This window comes from Stenotrophomonas sp. VV52 (assembly GCF_002893095.1).
Lineage (GTDB): Bacteria > Pseudomonadota > Gammaproteobacteria > Xanthomonadales > Xanthomonadaceae > Stenotrophomonas > Stenotrophomonas aracearum.
Window position 1 is genome coordinate 245,773 of sequence record NZ_PKQQ01000007.1, and the last position, 18,624, is coordinate 264,396.

At 57.6% G+C, this 18,624-nt stretch carries 18 protein-coding genes; 6 read left to right on the plus strand and 12 right to left on the minus strand.

The window, feature by feature from the left end; all coding sequences use genetic code 11:
• Positions 1-720: a response regulator transcription factor gene (locus C2U58_RS13450; RefSeq protein ID WP_054663593.1), complete on the plus strand. Its 720-nt coding sequence runs from the start codon at positions 1-3 to the stop codon at positions 718-720.
• Positions 721-783: 63 nt separating this feature from the next.
• A complete protein-coding gene (locus C2U58_RS19855) occupies positions 784-1,500 on the plus strand; it encodes a hypothetical protein (protein ID WP_101116303.1) in 717 nt (238 codons plus the stop codon).
• Between the two features lie 161 nt (positions 1,501-1,661).
• On the opposite strand, the gene C2U58_RS13455 is transcribed toward C2U58_RS19855, so the two are convergent.
• The 4 genes from C2U58_RS13455 to C2U58_RS13470 form a co-directional block, all read right to left on the minus strand.
• Complete coding sequence (locus tag C2U58_RS13455; protein WP_101099247.1) at positions 1,662-2,438, minus strand: hypothetical protein; 777 nt, start codon at positions 2,436-2,438, stop codon at positions 1,662-1,664.
• Between the two features lie 451 nt (positions 2,439-2,889).
• Positions 2,890-3,546: a hypothetical protein gene (locus C2U58_RS13460; protein ID WP_101099248.1), complete on the minus strand. Its 657-nt coding sequence runs from the start codon at positions 3,544-3,546 to the stop codon at positions 2,890-2,892.
• The gene (locus C2U58_RS13465; RefSeq protein WP_101099249.1) at positions 3,546-4,577 is read right to left on the minus strand and encodes an ImmA/IrrE family metallo-endopeptidase; all 1,032 of its coding nucleotides are present in this window, start codon (positions 4,575-4,577) and stop codon (positions 3,546-3,548) included. Before C2U58_RS13465 ends, C2U58_RS13460 begins: the two co-directional genes overlap by 1 nt.
• A 30-nt stretch (positions 4,578-4,607) precedes the next feature.
• Positions 4,608-4,937, minus strand: coding sequence for a hypothetical protein (locus tag C2U58_RS13470; RefSeq protein ID WP_102946302.1), 330 nt, complete (start codon positions 4,935-4,937; stop codon positions 4,608-4,610).
• A gap of 76 nt (positions 4,938-5,013) precedes the next feature.
• On the opposite strand from C2U58_RS13470, the gene C2U58_RS13475 reads away from it, so the two are divergent.
• On the plus strand, positions 5,014-5,574 hold the full coding sequence (locus C2U58_RS13475; RefSeq protein ID WP_101099251.1) for a sce7726 family protein: 561 nt from the start codon (positions 5,014-5,016) through the stop codon (positions 5,572-5,574).
• On the opposite strand, the gene C2U58_RS13480 is transcribed toward C2U58_RS13475, so the two are convergent.
• Complete coding sequence (locus tag C2U58_RS13480) at positions 5,571-6,590, minus strand: hypothetical protein (RefSeq protein WP_157825119.1); 1,020 nt, start codon at positions 6,588-6,590, stop codon at positions 5,571-5,573. The genes C2U58_RS13475 and C2U58_RS13480 overlap by 4 nt on opposite strands.
• A gap of 718 nt (positions 6,591-7,308) precedes the next feature.
• On the opposite strand from C2U58_RS13480, the gene C2U58_RS19860 reads away from it, so the two are divergent.
• From C2U58_RS19860 to C2U58_RS13500, 3 genes are all read left to right on the plus strand, one after another.
• The gene (locus C2U58_RS19860; RefSeq protein WP_101116305.1) at positions 7,309-7,857 is read left to right on the plus strand and encodes a hypothetical protein; all 549 of its coding nucleotides are present in this window, start codon (positions 7,309-7,311) and stop codon (positions 7,855-7,857) included.
• 570 nt (positions 7,858-8,427) lie between these two features.
• Positions 8,428-8,841 carry a hypothetical protein gene (locus C2U58_RS13490; protein WP_101099255.1) on the plus strand — a complete coding sequence of 138 codons (414 nt, stop codon included), beginning with the start codon at positions 8,428-8,430 and terminating at the stop codon, positions 8,839-8,841.
• 728 nt (positions 8,842-9,569) lie between these two features.
• Entirely contained in the window at positions 9,570-9,968 is a 399-nt protein-coding gene (locus C2U58_RS13500) for a hypothetical protein (protein WP_101099348.1), read from the plus strand.
• Positions 9,969-10,315: 347 nt separating this feature from the next.
• Here C2U58_RS13500 and C2U58_RS13505 read toward each other — a convergent pair whose 3' ends face one another.
• The 7 genes from C2U58_RS13505 to C2U58_RS20075 form a co-directional block, all read right to left on the minus strand.
• The gene (locus tag C2U58_RS13505) at positions 10,316-10,795 is read right to left on the minus strand and encodes an NIF family HAD-type phosphatase (protein WP_232767659.1); all 480 of its coding nucleotides are present in this window, start codon (positions 10,793-10,795) and stop codon (positions 10,316-10,318) included.
• Between the two features lie 159 nt (positions 10,796-10,954).
• Positions 10,955-11,191 (minus strand): hypothetical protein, encoded by a 237-nt coding sequence (locus C2U58_RS19865; protein WP_146033470.1) that lies wholly within the window; start codon positions 11,189-11,191, stop codon positions 10,955-10,957.
• A complete protein-coding gene (locus C2U58_RS13510; RefSeq protein ID WP_101116217.1) occupies positions 11,178-12,341 on the minus strand; it encodes a tyrosine-type recombinase/integrase in 1,164 nt (387 codons plus the stop codon). The genes C2U58_RS19865 and C2U58_RS13510 overlap by 14 nt, the downstream gene beginning before the upstream one ends.
• A 98-nt stretch (positions 12,342-12,439) precedes the next feature.
• Positions 12,440-14,341: a helix-hairpin-helix domain-containing protein gene (locus C2U58_RS13515; protein ID WP_172448145.1), complete on the minus strand. Its 1,902-nt coding sequence runs from the start codon at positions 14,339-14,341 to the stop codon at positions 12,440-12,442.
• A gap of 303 nt (positions 14,342-14,644) precedes the next feature.
• Positions 14,645-15,280 (minus strand): hypothetical protein, encoded by a 636-nt coding sequence (locus C2U58_RS19870; protein ID WP_101099260.1) that lies wholly within the window; start codon positions 15,278-15,280, stop codon positions 14,645-14,647.
• The gene (locus C2U58_RS13525; RefSeq protein ID WP_146033471.1) at positions 15,277-17,556 is read right to left on the minus strand and encodes a hypothetical protein; all 2,280 of its coding nucleotides are present in this window, start codon (positions 17,554-17,556) and stop codon (positions 15,277-15,279) included. The genes C2U58_RS19870 and C2U58_RS13525 overlap by 4 nt, the downstream gene beginning before the upstream one ends.
• The coding region (locus C2U58_RS20075; protein ID WP_172448146.1) for a hypothetical protein at positions 17,553-18,624 on the minus strand (1,072 nt) is incomplete at its 5' end. The genes C2U58_RS20075 and C2U58_RS13525, both read right to left, overlap by 4 nt.

Consider the following 18,624-nt stretch of genomic DNA (forward strand, 5'->3'; position numbering starts at 1 on the left):
ATGCGCATTCTATTGATTGAGCGCGACCTCAAGGACGCAGCGCAAATTCTGGACTACTTCGAGTCCCGTGGTCATCAGCTTGATGTAGTGGCCGATGGTCTGGCGGGCCTACATCTGGCGGCTACCAATCTATACGACGCAGTCGTGCTTGACTGGTTGCTTCCTCGCATGGAAGGACTGGAGGTTCTTAAAAGGATGCGGCTTGACCACGGTGTTCCAGTGCCGGTTTTGATGCTGACCGCGAAGGACGACCTTTCGGACAAGATCACCGCGTTCCGCTCTGGTGTCGACGACTATGTAACCAAACCTTTTGATCTCACCGAGCTTGAGGTTCGACTGGAGGCCTTGGTCACTCGCACAGAAGGGCGGGTGACAAGGAGACAACTGGTGGTTGGAGATCTGACGTTAGATCTTAGGACATTGGAAGCTACAAGGGCTGGAAGGCGACTGCATCTTTATCCAGCTTGCCGGAAGCTCCTTGAGGCGCTGATGCGGGCAAGTCCTGCCGCTGTCACCAGGCAGCAACTGGAGAGCCGGCTTTGGGGCGATAACCCTCCTGACGACGACCTTCTGCGTTCACAGATGTCCAGCCTTCGCCGAGCTCTTGACGGCCCGTTTGATGAGAAAATGATCCAAACGTTGCCGCGCTTTGGTTATCGGCTGATATCAGTATCGGCACCTGTGCACTCGCCCCCTGCTAATGGTGAGGAGCAGCCATGATCTCGGAAAGGTCAGTGCAAACGTGGTGCGGCCAACTTCTTGGCTGTGGGCGCTGAGCGGCTCATGAGCATGTTGAAGCTCTCGGCTCTTCCGCTTGCTGCGTTCATGGGCGCAGCAATTTGGGGCGCTGCAGCCATGGTGCCGTTCGCACCAGGGCCGGACGAAGATATGTTCTGGATACCGGTGTCCTTAGCACTTACGAGCGCGGCGATAGCATCGGTTGCCGCAATCCTGCAAGACATGTTCTTGTTCGGACTGAAGAGATGGAGAGGCTTCAGTAAGGCCTACCCCAGTCTTTGCTCTGAGTTGGTCCCTTTCGTACTGTTCCCGATCGGTCTCACTCTTTCCGGAGCCGCAGCGTTCGATCCAATATTGCTGAGCTCTGTTCTTCTTTTGATTGGATTGTCATTTGGGGAGACGCTAACGTCTGCCGCGTACTACAGAGCTCGGGCAATGCCCACAGCGCTAGTAGTTTTTGTTGAGTGCAGCGCCCTCGTGTTTGCAGCATACATGTACCGGAAGGGCGTGCTAACAAACGTCAGCGTTACTAGCCGATCTTGGTTTGCGACATCTGTTGCATCCATGGGTCTGCTTTCGTTCCTTGTGGGCCGGTATTGGACAAATCTTCTGCGCGATTCTGAGGTGAAGTTCTCGCCCTTACTCAAGCGGCTCCTGGTAACCTTCATAGCTGAGGGGTCGACAACGGAATGGAGTCAATGGAGGCTGAAGCAACGTACGAAGAAGCGGAAACTTCCACAGAATCGGTCGAAATCGGCTTGAAAATTAGCTCTAGCTCTCCTCTGAGCGGACGAGGTAAGCACATATTCCAAACTTTGGGCGGCGGTGAGATGGCCGGATTTGAATCCTCGCTGGAGCGGTACTGGCTCCGGCTAGGCTACGTACCGCGATGTACCCACCACCTCGTTTCCCGTTAGAGTCTGCTACTGAGTCATGCGTTTTGCGTCAAATCCGCTGACGTCAAATTCGGCCATGACCGAGCCTTGCTGATACACATTGAACTCCACTCGGAGGCGCTTGGCTTTACCCAGCTTACTCGTGAGGGTCTTGTATCCCGGGATGAAGACCATCTCGCTGCTGTTGTCGGATGGCTCAGTTCCGGTGAAGGTTTTGGCGGACTCATCGTCGAATCGGATACGCACGGGGCAGGAGCTGAAGCTATGGCACAGGATCTGCCCCTTCTCGATGCTGACCATTACATCGTTGCCCCATCGAGGGTGACGCCTGATCGTGAGCTCTGCCTTCTGCCGGCCTGAGTAGGGGAAGTCAAAGTTGAAGCTGTTGGTGCTGGTTACCCGTGCCGTGCGGACGGGTTTTCCCGACATGTCATCCTGCTGGGTGGAATAGGACCACTGCAGGCCTATCGGGTTAAGCTCGGCGTGGAGTTGAGCCTCCAGCTTCGGCCGCATTGCATCAGCCTCCTTGGCTTGGGCCGAGCCGGCATGATTCTTGAGGATCAGCGTGAGGTTCGCCAAGCGTTCGGAAGTTGGCCGGGCCTGGTCCTTTGCGGCAGCCAGAAGTTCGGGCGCAGACACCTCGACCGTTGTTGCCTTCGCAGCGCTCTGGTCCGATGCGTGACCGGAGGCTGCCCCGCTCTGGCTGGCAGTGCCGCGGCTTGCCGATGGAGTGGCTACTTTCGTCTCGGGCCCCATGCCGTAGCCCAAGACCAACAGGACGAGAAGGCCGACGAGTCCAAGCATAACGAATGTTCCACAGCCCGACTTCTTCGGTGCTGGGCGCGGTGCCGGAATGGAGGTCGCAACAGGCGCTGCTGGCGCGGCTCGGTTCAGATCTGAAGACGGGCCCAGCGGTGGTGGAGTTGGGATGCCAGGAGTCGGGTTGACTCCTGCGGACATCGGGAATCCACAATTCGGACAAGCCGAAGCCTGATCACTGATTTGCTTGCCACATTCGCGGCAGTTCACCAAAGCCATGGCACCCCCTGTGCACACTTTGCCGAAGACAACGCTGTTCCAGGCCGAGGTGTTGCCCTCGGCAGTCCAGCCCTACGCGAATCGTAGCAGCGCATCGGCTGACGCGGCCATAGGACATGACGTACAGAATTTATAAAAAGCGACAATGCACTGCTGCTGCTGTAGGGAAGGTCACTACATCCCTAAGCGCCTTCGCAGAATGCAGGAAGACGGGTTGCTACCGGGAAACCGCGGCCACGTAAGGAGATTGATACTTTCCTGCGGTCCTGTGATGCAGGTCATTTAGGTAGCTTAATAGCCCATCAGAGATGGCTTGTTCGTCAGCCGCCACGGACCTTCCGAAGATGCTGGACAGGGCGCTGTTGACGTCCGGACGGGATCTTACCTTGGCCGATACATAGGCCAACCCGAAGTGGCCGATGATGATTGCGATGGCGTCCTCCAGGCAGAGGATCTGAGCCCAGCTGAAACTTCCTTCCACCGTCCCGCCGACCTTGCACAGCGCAACGAGCGATCGCTTGTCGCCGGTGATCAGGCCGGCGCTACTGTCCTCACAGAGCGCGGCAAACAGGGCCAGCTCTCCGCCATCTATGTCCGGTGTGCCATCCAGCAGGGCGTAGTTCGCCGATTCAACCAGAACCACGACCTCGCTCGCCTGCGCTACGAGTAGGTTGAGCTGCTCAACCGCCAGCGCGCTCCCCAGTTTGGCAAGCGCCTTGGCGGGATTGGCTGCGTGCAGCTGGAACCGCAGCTGGGCCAGGATCGAAAAGTCCCGAAGCTCGACCCGCAGGGCGGTGGCCATGTCCTGAAGGAGGCCGTACTGACAAAGCGCTTTGGCGGCGTCACTGTCCAAGAGGTAGTGCTTGGCGCTCATCAGAATCCTTGCATGCTGAGCAGGTAGGCGCGATTGTCGTCCGTGAGCCTGTCAACATCGCAGTTGGCCAGGAAGCGATCCTTGAGCAGTTCCTTTGCGTTGGCCTGGTCTGGGAAGTAGCCAAGGGCCTGATTAGCCAACAGCCAGTCATCATGATCGCGTGCGTAGCTCAAGATGATGTGTCCTGGGTCGACACTGAGGCTGTCGCCGAGACTCATGGCCATGTTTACCAGCTGGGCAGCCGACATCGTGCCGTGGTTATCGAGGGGAAGGGTAAGTCGCCCGTTGCGTAGCATGGCCAGTGCAAACTGATCGGCCTGGCGCTCCTCTGCGTCGCCATGCTGATCCGCCTCACGCTCGATAGCCTCCGTGATGGCGTCCATTCCCTCATCGATCAGCACGCCGGTACCGGCGACGTGGCCAAGGCAGATATGGGCCAGTTCGTGGGCTAGCACGAACAGCTGCTTTGCATTCTGGCCAGACTGGAAGCCTAGGACGATCACCGGCCTGTCTTCAATCCGCATGGCCATACCGGTAATGCGTTTGCTGCCGCGGGGGAGCTCCTTCAAGAACAGCACGGGGATACCGTGCTGCCAGCAGAAATCCAGCAACGACCCGAATCCTATTGCCGCAGCCCCGGTCGAGGTGCGCACCCTCTTGGACAGCTCCTTGGGGTCTGCCGGGAGCGGGTCGGCGGTGCCATCAGTGCAATACAGCGCAAGCTTGCCCAGGGCCATGCCCAGGCTCGAGCAGACCTGCAGCTCGCTCACCAGCGTGGCAGATCTCTTTTTGTAACGGGCAGGGCGATTTGAGGCGAGCACTTCAAGCTCACCGCTGTCACCAAATCGGACATCCAAGCCAAGCCGTTGCTTGAGTATCGAGGCAAACTCGATAGCCCCGCTGCTTGTCTTGAAAAGTGCGTTGTCCCACCAGTCCGGTAAAAGGCGAGATACAAAACTCTTAGGGTAGCCGGCCGCGCCGAGCGCGTGATATGCGCTCTTGACCGTCACCGTTGGCGTGTTCTTGTTCATCCTTGGCCTCCGTTGGGCCTAGGCCAATTCTTACATGTGGGCCCGCTGGTGGGCAAAAAGAAGCTTCGCCAGGCGATGAGCGTGCCCGTCGGTTCCATCCCATACAGCCGACAGAGCATCCATCAACACCTTGGACTCCCCGGGATCACTGGTGCCCTCGTATGCATCAATGCCTGCATATTTGCATAGATGCTTCAATGTCCGAGTAACGCGCTTGGGCCCACCGAACAAATTCCGGTAGACCTGAGGCTGGCCAATGCTCGCAGCGCGGGCAATCGCAGAACTGGTGGTGAGCCCGTCTGCCTCAAACCTTCCACGCAACTCCAGAGCCAGGCGGTGCGGCTGCTTCAGACGTTTCATGCAAATAGATATTGTGAAGTGCATATAAGCATAACTATGATATCCTCCCGCTGTACACCCCTCCGCCTTGGTTCCCATGAGAGAGCTACAGATCAAACAGGCTTTGGCCGGCCATCTGGCGAGGCAATCTGCTGTCCAAGCGATCTCGCTGCTGGAAGAGCTGCGGCTGCACGGTGGGGAGGTGCGGGCCGATCTGGTGCTGGTTGAGGATATGCATTGCTTTGAGATCAAGAGCGAGGCCGATAGCCTGTCCCGGCTGATCAATCAAGGCTCTCGTTACGGCTGGGTCTTCGATCGGGTCACCTTGGTCATGGCCCCCTGCCACGTGGCCAAGGCTATGGACCTGTTGCCGCCTTGGTGGGGTGCAATGGTGGTCGACGCTGAGACGGGTACCTTCCAGTGCTTGCGCGAGGCGGGCTTGAATGTCCGGCACAAGGCCGCATCCCTCGCTTCCATCCTGAACAAGGAGGAGGCATTGGAGGTACTGCGCTTGGAAGGGCAATTGAGAGGCTGGAAGAGCAAGAGCCTGTACCTGATCCAGCAGCACATCACCGAGACGCTGAGTCTGGAGGAGATCAAGGCACACATTCGCACTGCGCTGCTCGTGCGGGCGAACAGCGCAGTGGCGCTCCACTAATACTGTTTTTTCAGCACATAGCTGATGTGATGTGTCCAGAACTCAGAGATGTGCAGATGGCCGCCGGCTTTGTTCTTCAGCGGAACGGCTGGATCGACCCGATCTGCAATCAGGCGATCGCCGAATGAGAACGGGGCTCCCAAGAATTCGTTGGCATACACCGTGGTCATGACCTTGGAGATGGCGATCGACTCGGCCTTGGTGGCGTTCTGACCGCGTATGATGCGCCACTTGTCATTCAGGGCGTAGCGAATGATGACCCGATTGCCTCGCCGCTTGAGCGTCTCTTCGGACCAGTTGGGGTTGAGCGGTCCATAGTCGGCGAAGCCAATGAGCGTGTCCGGTGCCAACGCATTGATCTGCGTCCATAGCTCCCAGTCCTTGCGCTTTACCTCGCCAGCACCATTGATGTGAGCCAGCGATGCAGGGAAGGAACCCGACGCAAGGTGCACGTGCTTGAAGCCCTGGCCCTTCAGCGCCTGCAGGGAAGCCGCTAGCACCGGTCGGTTTGCAGCAGAGATCGCCGGCGTCTGGCCCAAGTCGACGATGAGTCGCTCCACCCGTTGTCGTAGTCCGGGGACTTCAAGGGCGGCCTTAACAATCAGGATTGCGCCTGGCGCATCGCCTGGCTCAGGGAGGCGCAGACGAAGGGCTATCTTCCTGTTGCCCAGGGATGGCCCAATGGCCGGGAAGTCCTTTGCCGCGGTGGCGGGGTTGAGGACCGGCGTGACCAGCTTGCCTGAGCCGCCTACCACCTTTAAGAACTCGTTGAGTTCCTTGATGCGGCTGGCATTGAGGTCGCCATCCGGATTGGAGTAATCAATCAGCGCTGGCTGCTTCCATACATCAGCATAGGATTCGAGCATGGATGCGTGCTGCCCAGGCAAGCGAACCTCGATGCACGGCAGGGTTCGCCCCACCACTGGAGCAACCAGCTCGGACAATGCGCGCTGCTCGAATTTCTGCCACTTGATGATCGGAACATATTGCGGATGCGTGTCGAATCGAGCCGCCATGGCCCCCTCCTTGGCAGTTAATATGTCCTGGCGAGCCATTGGTGGACATCGCCAGCAATATCACTCCTGAAGGAAACTCCCTCCATGGAGTAGCCCAGATACTCTTAGGGTTTTGAGAAAGAGTCAAATCACCCGACCCAAAGACCGAGCGCCATTTCATTTAGGCAAATGCCGGCTTCTCTCCATGCTCTTCAGCTGGCAAGCCCGTAACCCCGCACCGGTGCCCAATGCAATTGACACGGAGTGTGTGATGTCCGCAGCGGTACGCCACCGCCCAAAAATTTTAGGCTGGAAGCCGTAAGCCGCAGCAGTGGTACGCCGTTGGTTGCTCCGGCGGGGAGGTGACGAACGTCTGCGGGGACGGATCATGCCTGGGAAACGGGAGCCGGCCTCAAATTATCGCGTCAAGTACTGAGGGCGCAGTTCTGTGATAAGTAGCTCCTGATCCCTAAACGTTTTGGGTCAGGACAGGCATCGGCAACCATCCACCGCAAGCAGCGTGCTTGGAGGCCAATCCGTCTTGAGCCAGGTTGTGGTACTCACAGGTCGCCAGGCGCTGGTGTATCCAGCGCCTGAGCGCCAACCATCATTGGCTCTGTGGCGACACCTCCTTCGTCAGGATGGGAGGTCGACGGAACTCGATGCGGATGTCCAGGACCTAATGGCTGATCCGCCTCGCGAGGGGCCTGCGTAACACCGACTGAGAGGGGAGCTGGGCATGATCGTGTACCTGGGATGGGGTTCTCTGGTGTGGCAGCCTCGTGATCTATCGATGGTCGGGGGCTGGCGGGAAGATGGGCCGCCCGTGCAGGTGGAGTACCTGCGGCAGTCAGGCAACGGACGCCTTACCCTGGTTCTAAGCCCGAACACATCTGCGCTCCCATCGTTCTGGACCGTCTACGACGGTGGAGAGGATGTCCTGCAGGCCAAAGACAGCCTGCGTGCTCGTGAGAAAATTCTGCCTCGCAACCTTGATCGCCATGTTGGCGTCTGGCTTTCCGGATCAGCCGATCCGGCCGGCATCCCTGGGTTGCAGCAATGGGCTGCGGCCCGTGAGATCGACGTAGTTCTATGGACGGCCTTGCCGCCCAAGTTCAATGGCGAAGATAACCTGATTGCCAGTGCGGACGAGGTGCTGACCTACCTCAGTGATCTCAACGGTGAGGTGCGGGAGCGGGCAGAGGAGTACATCCGCCGCACGCCTTTGCAGATCGCGACACCCTACAGGCGGGACATCGAGCAACAGCTCGGGTGGACCCCGCTCTAGACGCGAGCGGCCGAAGGGGCATCTTGCCGACGATTGGAGAGCAGCAGTTACGCGGTCAGGATGAACCGTACGACATTGGCCAGCATCGCGCGGTCAATCTCGCCGGCGACACCGGGGTGCCGAATCGACCTCACCGACAGCCCATGCTCATGGTGCTGAAAGAAGTAGGCATCAAGAGAACCGAGGAACAGCTGCGAAGCGCCTACTCTTCGAGTAGGTGGACTATGAAGACCTGAGAAGCGAGCGAGGATGGCGCTGAGGTGCTTCGACGCCGCCGTCGACCTGGCCAGGTGACGAGCCGGCTAGGTCGTCGTGATGGGAGGGGCGACTGACGGTTCTATGGGGGGGGGCCAGAACGGGGTCGGAAGTATGAACGAATGTGCGACTTCCGACCCACCATTTAAGCTGTTTCAGTCGCAGCAAATCTAAGTTCTTGATTCTCGCCGGTAAAAAATTAGCTCGTAGCTTGCAGTGACAGGTGATCGTGCTAAAACTGAGTTGCCGGCACTGCCAGCCTCGACCTGCCGTCCAAGGGGACTGTCGCGAGTACTTTCACCAGTGATTAGAGAAATGGAAAGGAATGAAGCAAATACCGACACGCCCAGCACGTTAGATCTCATCACCAATTTTGGTGTGACGACCTTCAGTGCAGCATCCGGGCTCAGCGTTGATCGTAAGCACGCGTTCATGAGCTGGGCACAGTGCTCTGACATCCCGGACCAACTGGAAGTCACAAAGAGCCACGCGTGGACGAACCTGAAGGCTCTGCAGGGTGCGATGAACGATGCTCATCCCTTGCGCGGTCCAATTGACAGCGAGATCGATGATCTTCAGTCTGGCATGCAGGGCTTGGAGGAACGGATCTTGTCCGCCCAATCTCCTGACGAACTGGCGCAGGCTGTTCTGGAATACCAGGAACCGGTAAATGCCGCCGCCAGCATGTGGTCCGCGCGCACGCCGGGCACCAACTCCGGTGAGTCCTAAGGACGCACCGCCCGAGTCCCTAATAACTCGACAGATGTAACGGAAGGGCGTGCCGTACCCGGCACGCCTTCTTCTTTTGGGTGGAGTCCTGCGCCTCTGCTTTGGGATGCCATCGTGACCAAATGGCCTGTCATGGCCTGGCCGGGACCTGTGCCGGATAAGGTCGGATTTTGAGAGTATTCTCGGACCAGACCACAAGGAGGTTTTTGGACCATGCCTCAACCATCGGTTGGCCAAATCGAAGACGTGAAAGGTGCCGCGGTTCGGACTTTCATACGGATCTCGCAGGCGTGGCGGCTGTCTGACAATGAGCAACGCCAGATCCTTGGGGTGCCCGACCTGCCTCGGTTAGATGAGTCCGTGGAAGGAATGGTTGATGATTCGGTCCTTTTGCGGATCGGGTACATCCTTTCGATCTACAGGGCCTTGCACACCCTGTTCCCTGATGCGGCTCAAGCCGATACCTGGATCCATCGCGCCAACTCTGCGCCATTGTTCGGTGGTGACCCGGCCGTCAGGCCATTGTGCAGCGGGGCTGCTGGTAGCTTGCAGGCGGTCCGGGACTATCTTGAACTTCAATTGGGGTAATTCAGGTGCTGTCCCTACCAGGTCCGAGCCAGCGTACGACACCGAAGCACGGCGGGCTGATCCTTGTCAGAAGGCTTAAGTGATCGACAAGCCCTTGGGGAGGGGCAATGTAAGTGGACGCGACCTTTGAGGGGCCAGACATGAAGCCCTCTATCCTGGCATTGGACCTGGAAGGAACACTCATCTTTAACGCCATCAGCCAGATCCCACGGGCTGGCCTCTATGGATTTCTTGAGGATGCGCGATCGCGATTTGGGGAGCTGGTGATGTTTACCACCGTTCCTGAGGACCGGATGCGCAGCATCGCCGCCCTGCTGGTCAGCGAGGGCAGTGCTCCGGCCTGGTTCGCGCAGCTTCGATATGTGAAATGGTCCGGCAAGACCAAGGATCTTAGCTTTGTGTCTGCTCGCCTTGGCGAGGCGCTATTACTGGATGACCATGGCCCCTACGTCCACCCCGGGCAGGAGAAGTTCTGGGTGGAGATACCGCTGTTCGGATCTCCTTATCCGCTGGAGGACGAAGGCATGAAGGTCGCGTAACAGCAGCTGTTTAAACGAATCGAGACACTGCAAGCTGCCAAAGATCGCTGATCTGAGCCTGCCTAGGTTGGCCTATTCACTTCCGAAAAGTGTGGCTGGTCCCGACGCCACTGTGCAGTTCGGCCGCGCATGGAAGATGGTGCGCGGCACTGTGGCCAGTCGACTGGATCAGAGCTATGTGTCGCCGGAAAGTACCCCAAGGGTTGCTGTAACGGCATGAGCTAGTCGCGTTGATCGTGACTCGTGACACTCTTAGATATCGGCTTAATGCGATTGCTTTAGCGGCATGGATCAGGCTCAGGGTTCATAAAAAACTCGCAGCTAGTTGGCTCCTTACTCGCCAGCTACTAGGTGATAGAGAGTTCGTCGCCATCATTGAGGCATCCAAGCAGGCGTTCCATTGCGAGGCTGAGGCCGTCGTCTTCTGCTGGATAGGGAGATCCAAACAAAGGAATTTTCACCCATAGATGCTCTTGGCCAGGATGCACATAGGGGCCGTAATCATCGAGTAACAGCGCTTGACCTAGATGTGGCGAAATGAGTCGTAGGTCCTTTGTCTTCCCCGACCAGTTGATGTACTGGAGTGATGCAAACCAGTCAGGGGCACTGCCATCTCGAGCCAGAAGTGTGGCGATGGTCCGAAATCGCTCTTCGGGAACAGTGGTGAAGATCATCAATCGATCAAATCGCGTTCGGACGTCCTCCAGGAACCGGCAGAGTCCGGGCCTGGGAATCTGACTGATTGCATTGGAGATGAGCGTTCCTTCAAGGTCCAGCGCCAAGATTGTCGGCTTCATCCCCTGTCTCTGCGAAAGATGCTTGCGCACACATTGCTCCTTTGGCGTGTCTCTGTCTATCTCGCGCGCCTACTGGTTAGGCGAATGCTTGAGCCCGTAGTTCGCAGTGGGGCCGGTTGGACTGGGTTACCTGTTCCAGTAGCTTGCAAGTGACACCGAGGCGGCAGAAGGTTCGTTAGGCGTGAACGATCACTCTGACTCAACTGCAGCGACTCCCAGACGAATCAATAAGTTGTGATTGGGGTCTTGGCGTCCGCCTGCATTCATTCTCAACAATGAACGTCCGACCTCGGCAATCAATGGAAATGACAACTGAACGTAGACCCCCCATGCTTCGATGCTCTTCCGGCGGACAGCCACGTCGCGGTGCACAAGCAAGGATCGGCTTGCGAAAAAGAAATCCGCAAACATCTCATGCACGGTCATTGCCAACACCTCGCTTCGCTAGGGCCTCACGTAGAGAAGCGATCTGGCCGCGGAGGTGAGCATTCTCATCGGATAGGCGGACGTGTTCCTCCTTGTCCCTAAAGGTCGCAGTTCCGCGTATACGTCGCTGTACATCTCGTACGTAAGCAGCTTGGCTGCCAAGGCTTTCTTGGCCAAGTGCACTTGCGATTGACATCGCGATTGCATCGCCTCCTGTGTCTAAGCCCAGTTCAATGCGGGCGTCCAACTCGCGCTCCAGATAGGCGTTGGTGAATCCGCGTCGCCAAGCGTGAAGCCCAGCTCCCCTGGGCCAAGCAAGCGCAATGCGGGCCTTGCTAAACATCGTGGATACAGCGCCAGCGGTGAGTGGATTCCCGGTCCTCTCGTTGAGAAATACAGCGCGACTCACACTATCCGTACGTTGGATGATCGCGCGTCTTTCGTTGTCGATGTAATCAAGCACCTGCAATGCAGCGCCAGCGGGCACACTGAAACTATTGCTGTAGCCAAATTTCTGTGCCGATGGTGCTATCTGTAGGTCCGTGTCAGGCCGATTGCGTGCGGGATCGAAGTCACCTGTGGTCAGGCTGAGGATCGATCCCCGTCGCCATCCGACGGCCCACGCCAGCCCAAAAAGAAGGCAGTTCCGACGCGCCTGATCTGGCGGGCAGGTATCGTAGAAGTACTCGGTGAGCGCGGCGCGATCGGCTTCACCTGGTACAAAGCCCATCCTGTGCTTGCTACGTTCTCCGGCATTGCGGAAGGTCAACGGATAGCGCTTACGTGGTGAAGCTATCTTTTCGGATCTTTCATCCACCAACGTGCTTGTAATCTGGCAAGCTGTGCGACCGAGTAGACGACGGCCGTTGCCATACACGTAATCCCGCTGTAACCAAGCGTAGAACAAGTAAACGTTGCGCAAGTCAAGGTTGACTGTGCGCCGCCGGGCCTGCTGGTCGCCACTGCTATTGATCGCATCACGTGCCATCAGCCCATCGCGGAACTGTTTGATCAAGTTATCCGAGGCTTGCCACAGTTCAAGTCTCCGTTCGGCTAAGTATCGATACCACTTCACCAGTGTGTAGGCGCGGTTTTCAACCGTCTTGTTAGCCAACTGCTGCGTATCAATGCAGTCAATGATGTAATCCAAGAATGGCCAGTCAGTATGGCCATCAGATCCCGTTAGATGCCAGAATATCCGTCCGTCATGGGCGCGGTCCTTACGTAGGACGACTCTGTCGACGCAAATCAAATTACCACCTCCACTCGGTCGTTGAGTGATACGGGGTCGGTGATCTTGGGCACGGCTAAAGATATCAACTGGTCAGAGCTGGAATCGATCTTCAGCATCTGGGTGGCAACCACGACCGTGCGCTGGTTGGCAAGGCAGTGAACTTCCTCCCACCAGCCGATAGTTGGCGACTGTGCCGTCGGCCAGACGATGATCAAGGTTTCGAATTCACTCCCCTCGAACCAGCTATGGGGAGCCGTTCCAGTGTGCATCTCGACGATGTTGGTGCATCGCATGTGTTTGTGATGCCATTGCCGCAGAAGGGCATCGCGCTGGGAATCGCTCAGCCCCACCACACACACCGAACCCTCTAAAGCAGCTTGATAGCATACCCCCAGTAGTGCAGCCTCGAGCTGCTGTTGCGCTATCTGAAGCACCAAATCACCTTTGCGGTCAGCCCGTCGAGAGTCGTACGAAGGCAGCTGTAAGACACCATCTGAGTCAATCGCGGGGATACGTCCATCATCGGTGACTAATTGCGCTAGCCGCGTCTCCTCCGATTCGCAGCGCTTCAACATCGTCGCCACGACATCGTCCCCAGATCGTGCTGATCCATCATCGACGACGGTCAGGCAGCATACGTGCCGCACGTTGGCCAGAATGCGGGCTAAGACACGAACCCTGGCTCTGGCGGTGACCCATATCACCCGGGTCGCGCTTTCCAGCAAGGCGCAGGGCATGCCGATTTTCTGCTGTTCCACGATAGTGGCGCCAGGCAATCGAGTCCGTAGACAGTTGGTGACGACCGCGCTATCAGTCACGACAACTGTGATGCCACCCTGTGGCGCGGTTTCAAGGCGGCTATGTAGCTGTGCGATTTGGTTGGTATCCGTCCACCCTCGCACCCAGTGAATTCTTCTCGGCTCCGAGGGTTGCGCGTCTACTTCTGGACGATCCGCAGGTTCCCAAGCGCCGCCTGCATCGCCGCTACACATCATATGGAGCCGCGTTGCAACGAATGTGATCACATGGCTTGTTGCATCACTGATCCACGCATCCCGTGGGGCGTTGACAATGCGGCCAGATTGACACGAAGCAGAGATAGCTAGCGTTGCACCTACGCGATCACCTAAGACGCTCACCAGCGCCTCTCGCAAGTCGGAATCCGGCAATGCATCCCGTCCAACATCGAGCGCCTGATGCATCAGGTCATCCACGGCGCCACGCAGCCGACGAAGGTCGTGAGATTGAACGCCGAGATTGCCCGCAATGGCGTCCACCGTAGCAAAGGACGCAAAGGCGAGCATTCTATAAGGGTCATCGTTTAGCATCGCAGCGGCAGCTTCGCCATAATGGTCCAGCATATGTGCGGCCAACTCGTCGCTTGCTTCGTGCTCGTTCATCTCTCGCACCAATGCCAAATGGTGGGTCTGGCGCTGCCAGTACTCCACAGCTTGCGTGGCCCAGCAGTCCGCTAACGGGTGGGGGGCGAGCACTTCCGCGAGTTCTGTGTATCGGGCTCTAGTAAGAGCATCACCAAGTGATCCGGGCCAACGCTTCTGCCAGCGCGCCGCCCGGTATTCCACCAAGCCTGGAATGTGGTAGCTCAGAAAGCGTGAAATCAGAGCACCTGGGGGCAGGGCGCGCTCTCCGCGCTGAACTTGCCATAGCTCTCCACCCATAGGGTGATGCATCGCCCTCCCCAAGAATCTCCATACCTGCCCTGTCTTGGGTCCAGCGGGCAGTACGCCAGTGGGAACATGGATGCGCCAAGCTCCATTCTCGGTTTGCCAGCGTACAAACAGGCCAGCTTCATCAATCTCCAGTACGCTTTCAATCATGCCGATGTGCCACACCGGATCCTCGTTCGCTAATGTGCCCTTCATGATCGAATGATCCGACCGGATGACAGTAGCCATGAGACGGACTTCAGTTGACGCTTGAGTTGCGCGTTCTCTTCGCGCAGTCTGGCGAGTTCGTGCTCGATTACCGCCTGAGTGGGGCATCTGGTGTTTGAAGGATAAGACAGGGAGTCGTCGCCACCATCCAGTGAATCTATCAGTGCGCGCAGGTCGACGTTACTGTTGGCCGAAGACCGGCTAAGGCCAACCAAGCGACACAGAGCAGCACGGTTTACCCGACCACGAATTCGCGGAACCCTATGGCCCTCGGTGAGCCAGCCCTCCAGTCGTTCCACCAAAGAGATGCCTGGATCATTTGCCTTAGGTGCCATGGCCGCTCTTCCTCAGCGGAGTAATTTTTGCCATCAGAGCGGCTAACTCTGCGTTGCGCCCGCGCTCCTCGTTCAGAGCACTGCTCAAGCGGTCGAACACGCGTTTGAACTCTTCAGTTTCGCCTTGATGCTTGGCCTGCAGGTTTGAGTAATCACGACGCAAGTCCCGAATTTGACGCTGTTGCTCTCGGATTTCCCCAATACGCAGGTCTACGGCCTGGCGCGTCAATCGTAGCTCCACCTCAAGGCGGCGCAGGGTCGACGCTCGCCCTTCTTCCATTTGGCTCCTTGCGCGATCTCGCAAGGTGGCGATCAGTCTTACCGCCTGCTCTGTACTGGTTGGTCGTTTCGCAAGTGTATCGTTGCCTGTAACACTCAGCCTGGGCAAGGCGGTCCTCAGTTCAGGTGAGTTCTGCGAACCATCCCATTGCTTGAATTGACGCAAGCTCGACGGAAAATATTCCAGTAGCTTTCTGTCATGCGTATCCAGCAAGGTGTGTCCACTCGCGTCGTGCCGATAGGGGATGCCGTTGCTTGCCCAGTCGCGCAGCACAGCCAATTTTCGGTCGATTGCCGCCTGCGCGGCCTGCTTGGCAACTTGCGACTGGTGAGCTGAGGTCTTCATGACTTGGCCCGCTGAGCCCGCAAGGCGCGCATGTGCTCGGCATTGGAGTCCATGTTCTCCCGTGTGAGACTGATCAAGCGGTCAAGATTGGAGTGATCAAAGCGAGCGCGTGCCTGCTGCATCGGGGGTAGCAGAATGTCGTGCGCTTCCTGCTCCAGTTGCCGCAAGTCCTCTTGCAGGTTCTCCAAGTAAGCCTCATTGTTGAAATGATAGGGGCAGGCGTGACATTGGCGCGCACCAGCATGCTCGCGTGCAAGCTCGCCTGCGCGCTCACATCGCGCCTTCAGGTGACGATTGCTGTCTGGCGCGTGGCATTGGCCATGGCTCATTGGCCGCACTCGGTAGCCGCGCCCGGCGAGCTTATCGGCAATCTCGGGTATCTGATCAGCGCCTATCGTGATCTGCGAAGACATCTGTCGATACAGCTTCCGCACAACACGACTAAAGCCTCCTGCGGTGGGTCTACCTTCCAGAACCTGTTCGATCGCCTGCTCCAATTTCTCTCGCTCAACCTCAGCCAATGCAGCGTCCAGGTCACCTTGCTGTTCATCGAGTGCAGTGCGCACCTTCTCATTAGCGACCATGAACCGGTCGCGTCCCAGGGTAGCGCGGATCTGCTCAGCTAATGGGCGTGATGCGGGATCGGTGACGTATACTCGCGTCATCGCTACGTCAAGATGTCGCAAATGTTGCTTGAGCGCGCGCAACTCGGCGTGGTCGTACTGATGGTAGTAAAGAATTGCATAGAAGCGTCGGAACATATGAGTGGAGAAGGGAGAACGTTCCGCGTCGCCAAACGCTACCTGCAAGAAGCTCGATAAAGATCGCGTGCGCCCCTTATCGAAGGTGAATGCATAGTGGGCTTCTGGCTTCACTCCAACTTGGGTGCGTCGCCCGCAAGCGAATAAGCTATCACCAGCAGTGATCGCGGTATCGAACGGAGCGCAGGCAATTTTAAGCATCTCTAGGCAGCGCAGGGAATCGGCAGAGGTGCGATTGATGTAGAAGGTATGGCGATCGAAGTACGTCTTCTGGATGTAGAAGCTTGTCTGATAGATCCCAAGATCGTCATCGAGAACTTCTAGGTCGCCCACGCGCACGCCAATATGAGGATCGCAGATCTCTCGCTGTCGGCGGGCGTTCATCGCGGCCAATAGCACGCCGCACGCTCCCTGGACTGCACCAATCAACTGTTCCACCGTATACACATCATCCTGCTTGCCGTAATGGCCGCTATTAACCCAGCGGGCCACGGGCTTTCCTGTCAGCGTGCCAAGTTCTTTGGTAATAGGCTGTGACTGCAGCCATTCGGCCGATAGGATTGGGGCGGGTGTAACGGCGCACTGGACAGCCTTTGCGTACTGGCAGAGTTCAACAACGCGTGGCGCGACGTCATACAGAAGGCGCAAGGAAGCCTTCAGAAGATCAATCGCCGTTGGCAGGCTGAGGTTGTCGGTGCGCCCTGCTGCCTTAAGTGACATACGCGCTGCGACATGCGAGGGTCGGTTAGCAACGCGGTGCCGAAGGCGATCAACAGTAGCGGGTAGATTGCACCAGTCGTTAAGCCAGCCCAGTGTGTTATGAACTACTCCTTCTCCTGGAGCACCGTCTGAGATGACGGACCGGTCTGTCCATCCCTGCGAGAGTGGTGCATCCACCATGCTCTCGATGCGCGCCTTGATGATCTCTGGAAGTCCCAGAATCCCGCCCCAGCCTAGTCGTGCTCGCCAGAAAGGCTGCAGAAGCGTTTCGATGTGCGCGATAGAGCCACCTTGAATGCGGTAGTGGAAACCGCGGGCGAGCTCGTCAGGTGTGATCACATCAAGAGCGCGGTGCCATCGGGCGGTCAGGTCCAATGCTCCGGGCCAGCCACGGGTAACAAACTCTTTGATCAAGGTGCTGGTGTGTTCTGAAGTAGCGTCAGATAGGCGATACACACCGTGTGCACGTAGCCAGTCGAGAGTATGGCGGAACAGGTAGAGCTGGCGACTAAGCATGCGCGGCGCAGGCATGCCCGTTTTTGCGCTAAGCAGTCGGCGATCGGCGATGGCCAGTGCGGTGGCCAAGTACGCCGGCTCGTCGGGCAGCCGTGATACGGCTTGGTGCGAGCTGGTCGGAGGGAGAAATAGTTCGGACAGATCAAATTGGTGAGTGCTGTCGTCTGCTCGATAGCTCAGGTAAGTCCCTTCCAGAGTCAAGCGGTTGGACTGAACCAGATAGGGATCGGATGCAGTGGAAGCGGATTCGGAACCAAGTCGTGCTTTAGGCAGCATCATGTCAGTGCCCTTTGCGCGTTTCGGAGAAGGTCTGGGCGACGGTCCTGCACGATCTTCAATAGCACGTGCATATACAGCAGGCGAGGAAGGTGAATGCGGGAGAATGCCTCAGGATTGGAGCGTGAGAGCTCGAACCAACGTGCGCGATAGTAACTCTGGGTTCGTAGTGCCATCTCTAGCGTGTGCTCGTCGGCGTGAAGCCGATAGTGAGGACAGCCCACCCCTGTCTGGCAATGCAAGCCCGCACATGGTTCGTCGGTTTCCATTGAGTGGCCTGGTGGTCCGGAGAAAGGGTTCGTGCACAAGCCCCCGTCACCGGTGGGTAGCATGAGCGCGGCATCGACATCGAGCAATCGTAGTTGGCGCTTATCTACGAGGGTCTCGCCGCCTTGAGCGAAAGTAATCGTGGTCTCGATGCGGCGCTGAAACTGAAGCATGTTTGCTTCGTTCATGCGGAAGAAGAGCGTGTCACGGAGGTACGAATCAGTGACGGTCAAGTCGTTATGTCCAAGTAGGACGCGTACCGCCTCGAGATCACGCTGCGGGAGGTAAGTGAGCCCAGCCTTCAGCGTTCGTATCTCCGAAGGTCTGAAGCGTTCTAGGCCATTTCTCTCGCAGAAGGCGTGGATTCGCTTGTCCGAGGTGAAGGCTGTGATGTTGGAGAAGTTGTCGCGTTGCCAGCCAAACCAGACACGACGTTCGGAAGCGTCTATCAGTCCGGCCTTCTCCAGTTGGCTACGGTTCCATAGAAGTAAGGAAACCGCCTTGCACACCATTCTCGCGGAAGGTGGGATGTCTACGACTGGAGTGTCGTCGTCGGTTTTGCCTTTGTATCCTTGAAGTCGATACCCTCCTTGGACAAGTGGCTGAATGCCATTAAGGGTGAGCGAGCCCACCGAGCCGGTGTTCCAGCCCGTGTGTAGCATTAGGGCAAGAAAGATGGCGGTCAACACCGCGTTGGGCAGTCGATCGCGTGCGTGGAACCATGGTGAAGATACCGCGCGAAATAGGTATGCGCCGAAACCTTCAAGCGCTGCGAAGGGTTCACCCCCGTTTTCACGGACACTT

What these genes read in the sequence shown, in the direction of transcription:
- C2U58_RS13525 (WP_146033471.1), bottom strand. Translation starts at nt 17,556, where the DNA reads ATGATGCTGCCTAAAGCACGACTTGGTTCCGAATCCGCTTCCACTGCA.
- C2U58_RS19870 (WP_101099260.1), bottom strand. Translation starts at nt 15,280, where the DNA reads ATGAAGACCTCAGCTCACCAGTCGCAAGTTGCCAAGCAGGCCGCGCAG.
- C2U58_RS13480 (WP_157825119.1), bottom strand. Translation starts at nt 6,590, where the DNA reads ATGGCGGCTCGATTCGACACGCATCCGCAATATGTTCCGATCATCAAG.
- C2U58_RS13470 (WP_102946302.1), bottom strand. Translation starts at nt 4,937, where the DNA reads ATGAAACGTCTGAAGCAGCCGCACCGCCTGGCTCTGGAGTTGCGTGGA.
- C2U58_RS19855 (WP_101116303.1), top strand. Translation starts at nt 784, where the DNA reads ATGAGCATGTTGAAGCTCTCGGCTCTTCCGCTTGCTGCGTTCATGGGC.
- C2U58_RS19865 (WP_146033470.1), bottom strand. Translation starts at nt 11,191, where the DNA reads ATGACCGTGCATGAGATGTTTGCGGATTTCTTTTTCGCAAGCCGATCC.
- C2U58_RS13500 (WP_101099348.1), top strand. Translation starts at nt 9,570, where the DNA reads ATGAAGCCCTCTATCCTGGCATTGGACCTGGAAGGAACACTCATCTTT.
- C2U58_RS19860 (WP_101116305.1), top strand. Translation starts at nt 7,309, where the DNA reads ATGATCGTGTACCTGGGATGGGGTTCTCTGGTGTGGCAGCCTCGTGAT.
- C2U58_RS13490 (WP_101099255.1), top strand. Translation starts at nt 8,428, where the DNA reads ATGGAAAGGAATGAAGCAAATACCGACACGCCCAGCACGTTAGATCTC.
- C2U58_RS13515 (WP_172448145.1), bottom strand. Translation starts at nt 14,341, where the DNA reads ATGGCTACTGTCATCCGGTCGGATCATTCGATCATGAAGGGCACATTA.
- C2U58_RS13475 (WP_101099251.1), top strand. Translation starts at nt 5,014, where the DNA reads ATGAGAGAGCTACAGATCAAACAGGCTTTGGCCGGCCATCTGGCGAGG.
- C2U58_RS13455 (WP_101099247.1), bottom strand. Translation starts at nt 2,438, where the DNA reads ATGCTTGGACTCGTCGGCCTTCTCGTCCTGTTGGTCTTGGGCTACGGC.
- C2U58_RS13460 (WP_101099248.1), bottom strand. Translation starts at nt 3,546, where the DNA reads ATGAGCGCCAAGCACTACCTCTTGGACAGTGACGCCGCCAAAGCGCTT.
- C2U58_RS13465 (WP_101099249.1), bottom strand. Translation starts at nt 4,577, where the DNA reads ATGAACAAGAACACGCCAACGGTGACGGTCAAGAGCGCATATCACGCG.
- C2U58_RS13450 (WP_054663593.1), top strand. Translation starts at nt 1, where the DNA reads ATGCGCATTCTATTGATTGAGCGCGACCTCAAGGACGCAGCGCAAATT.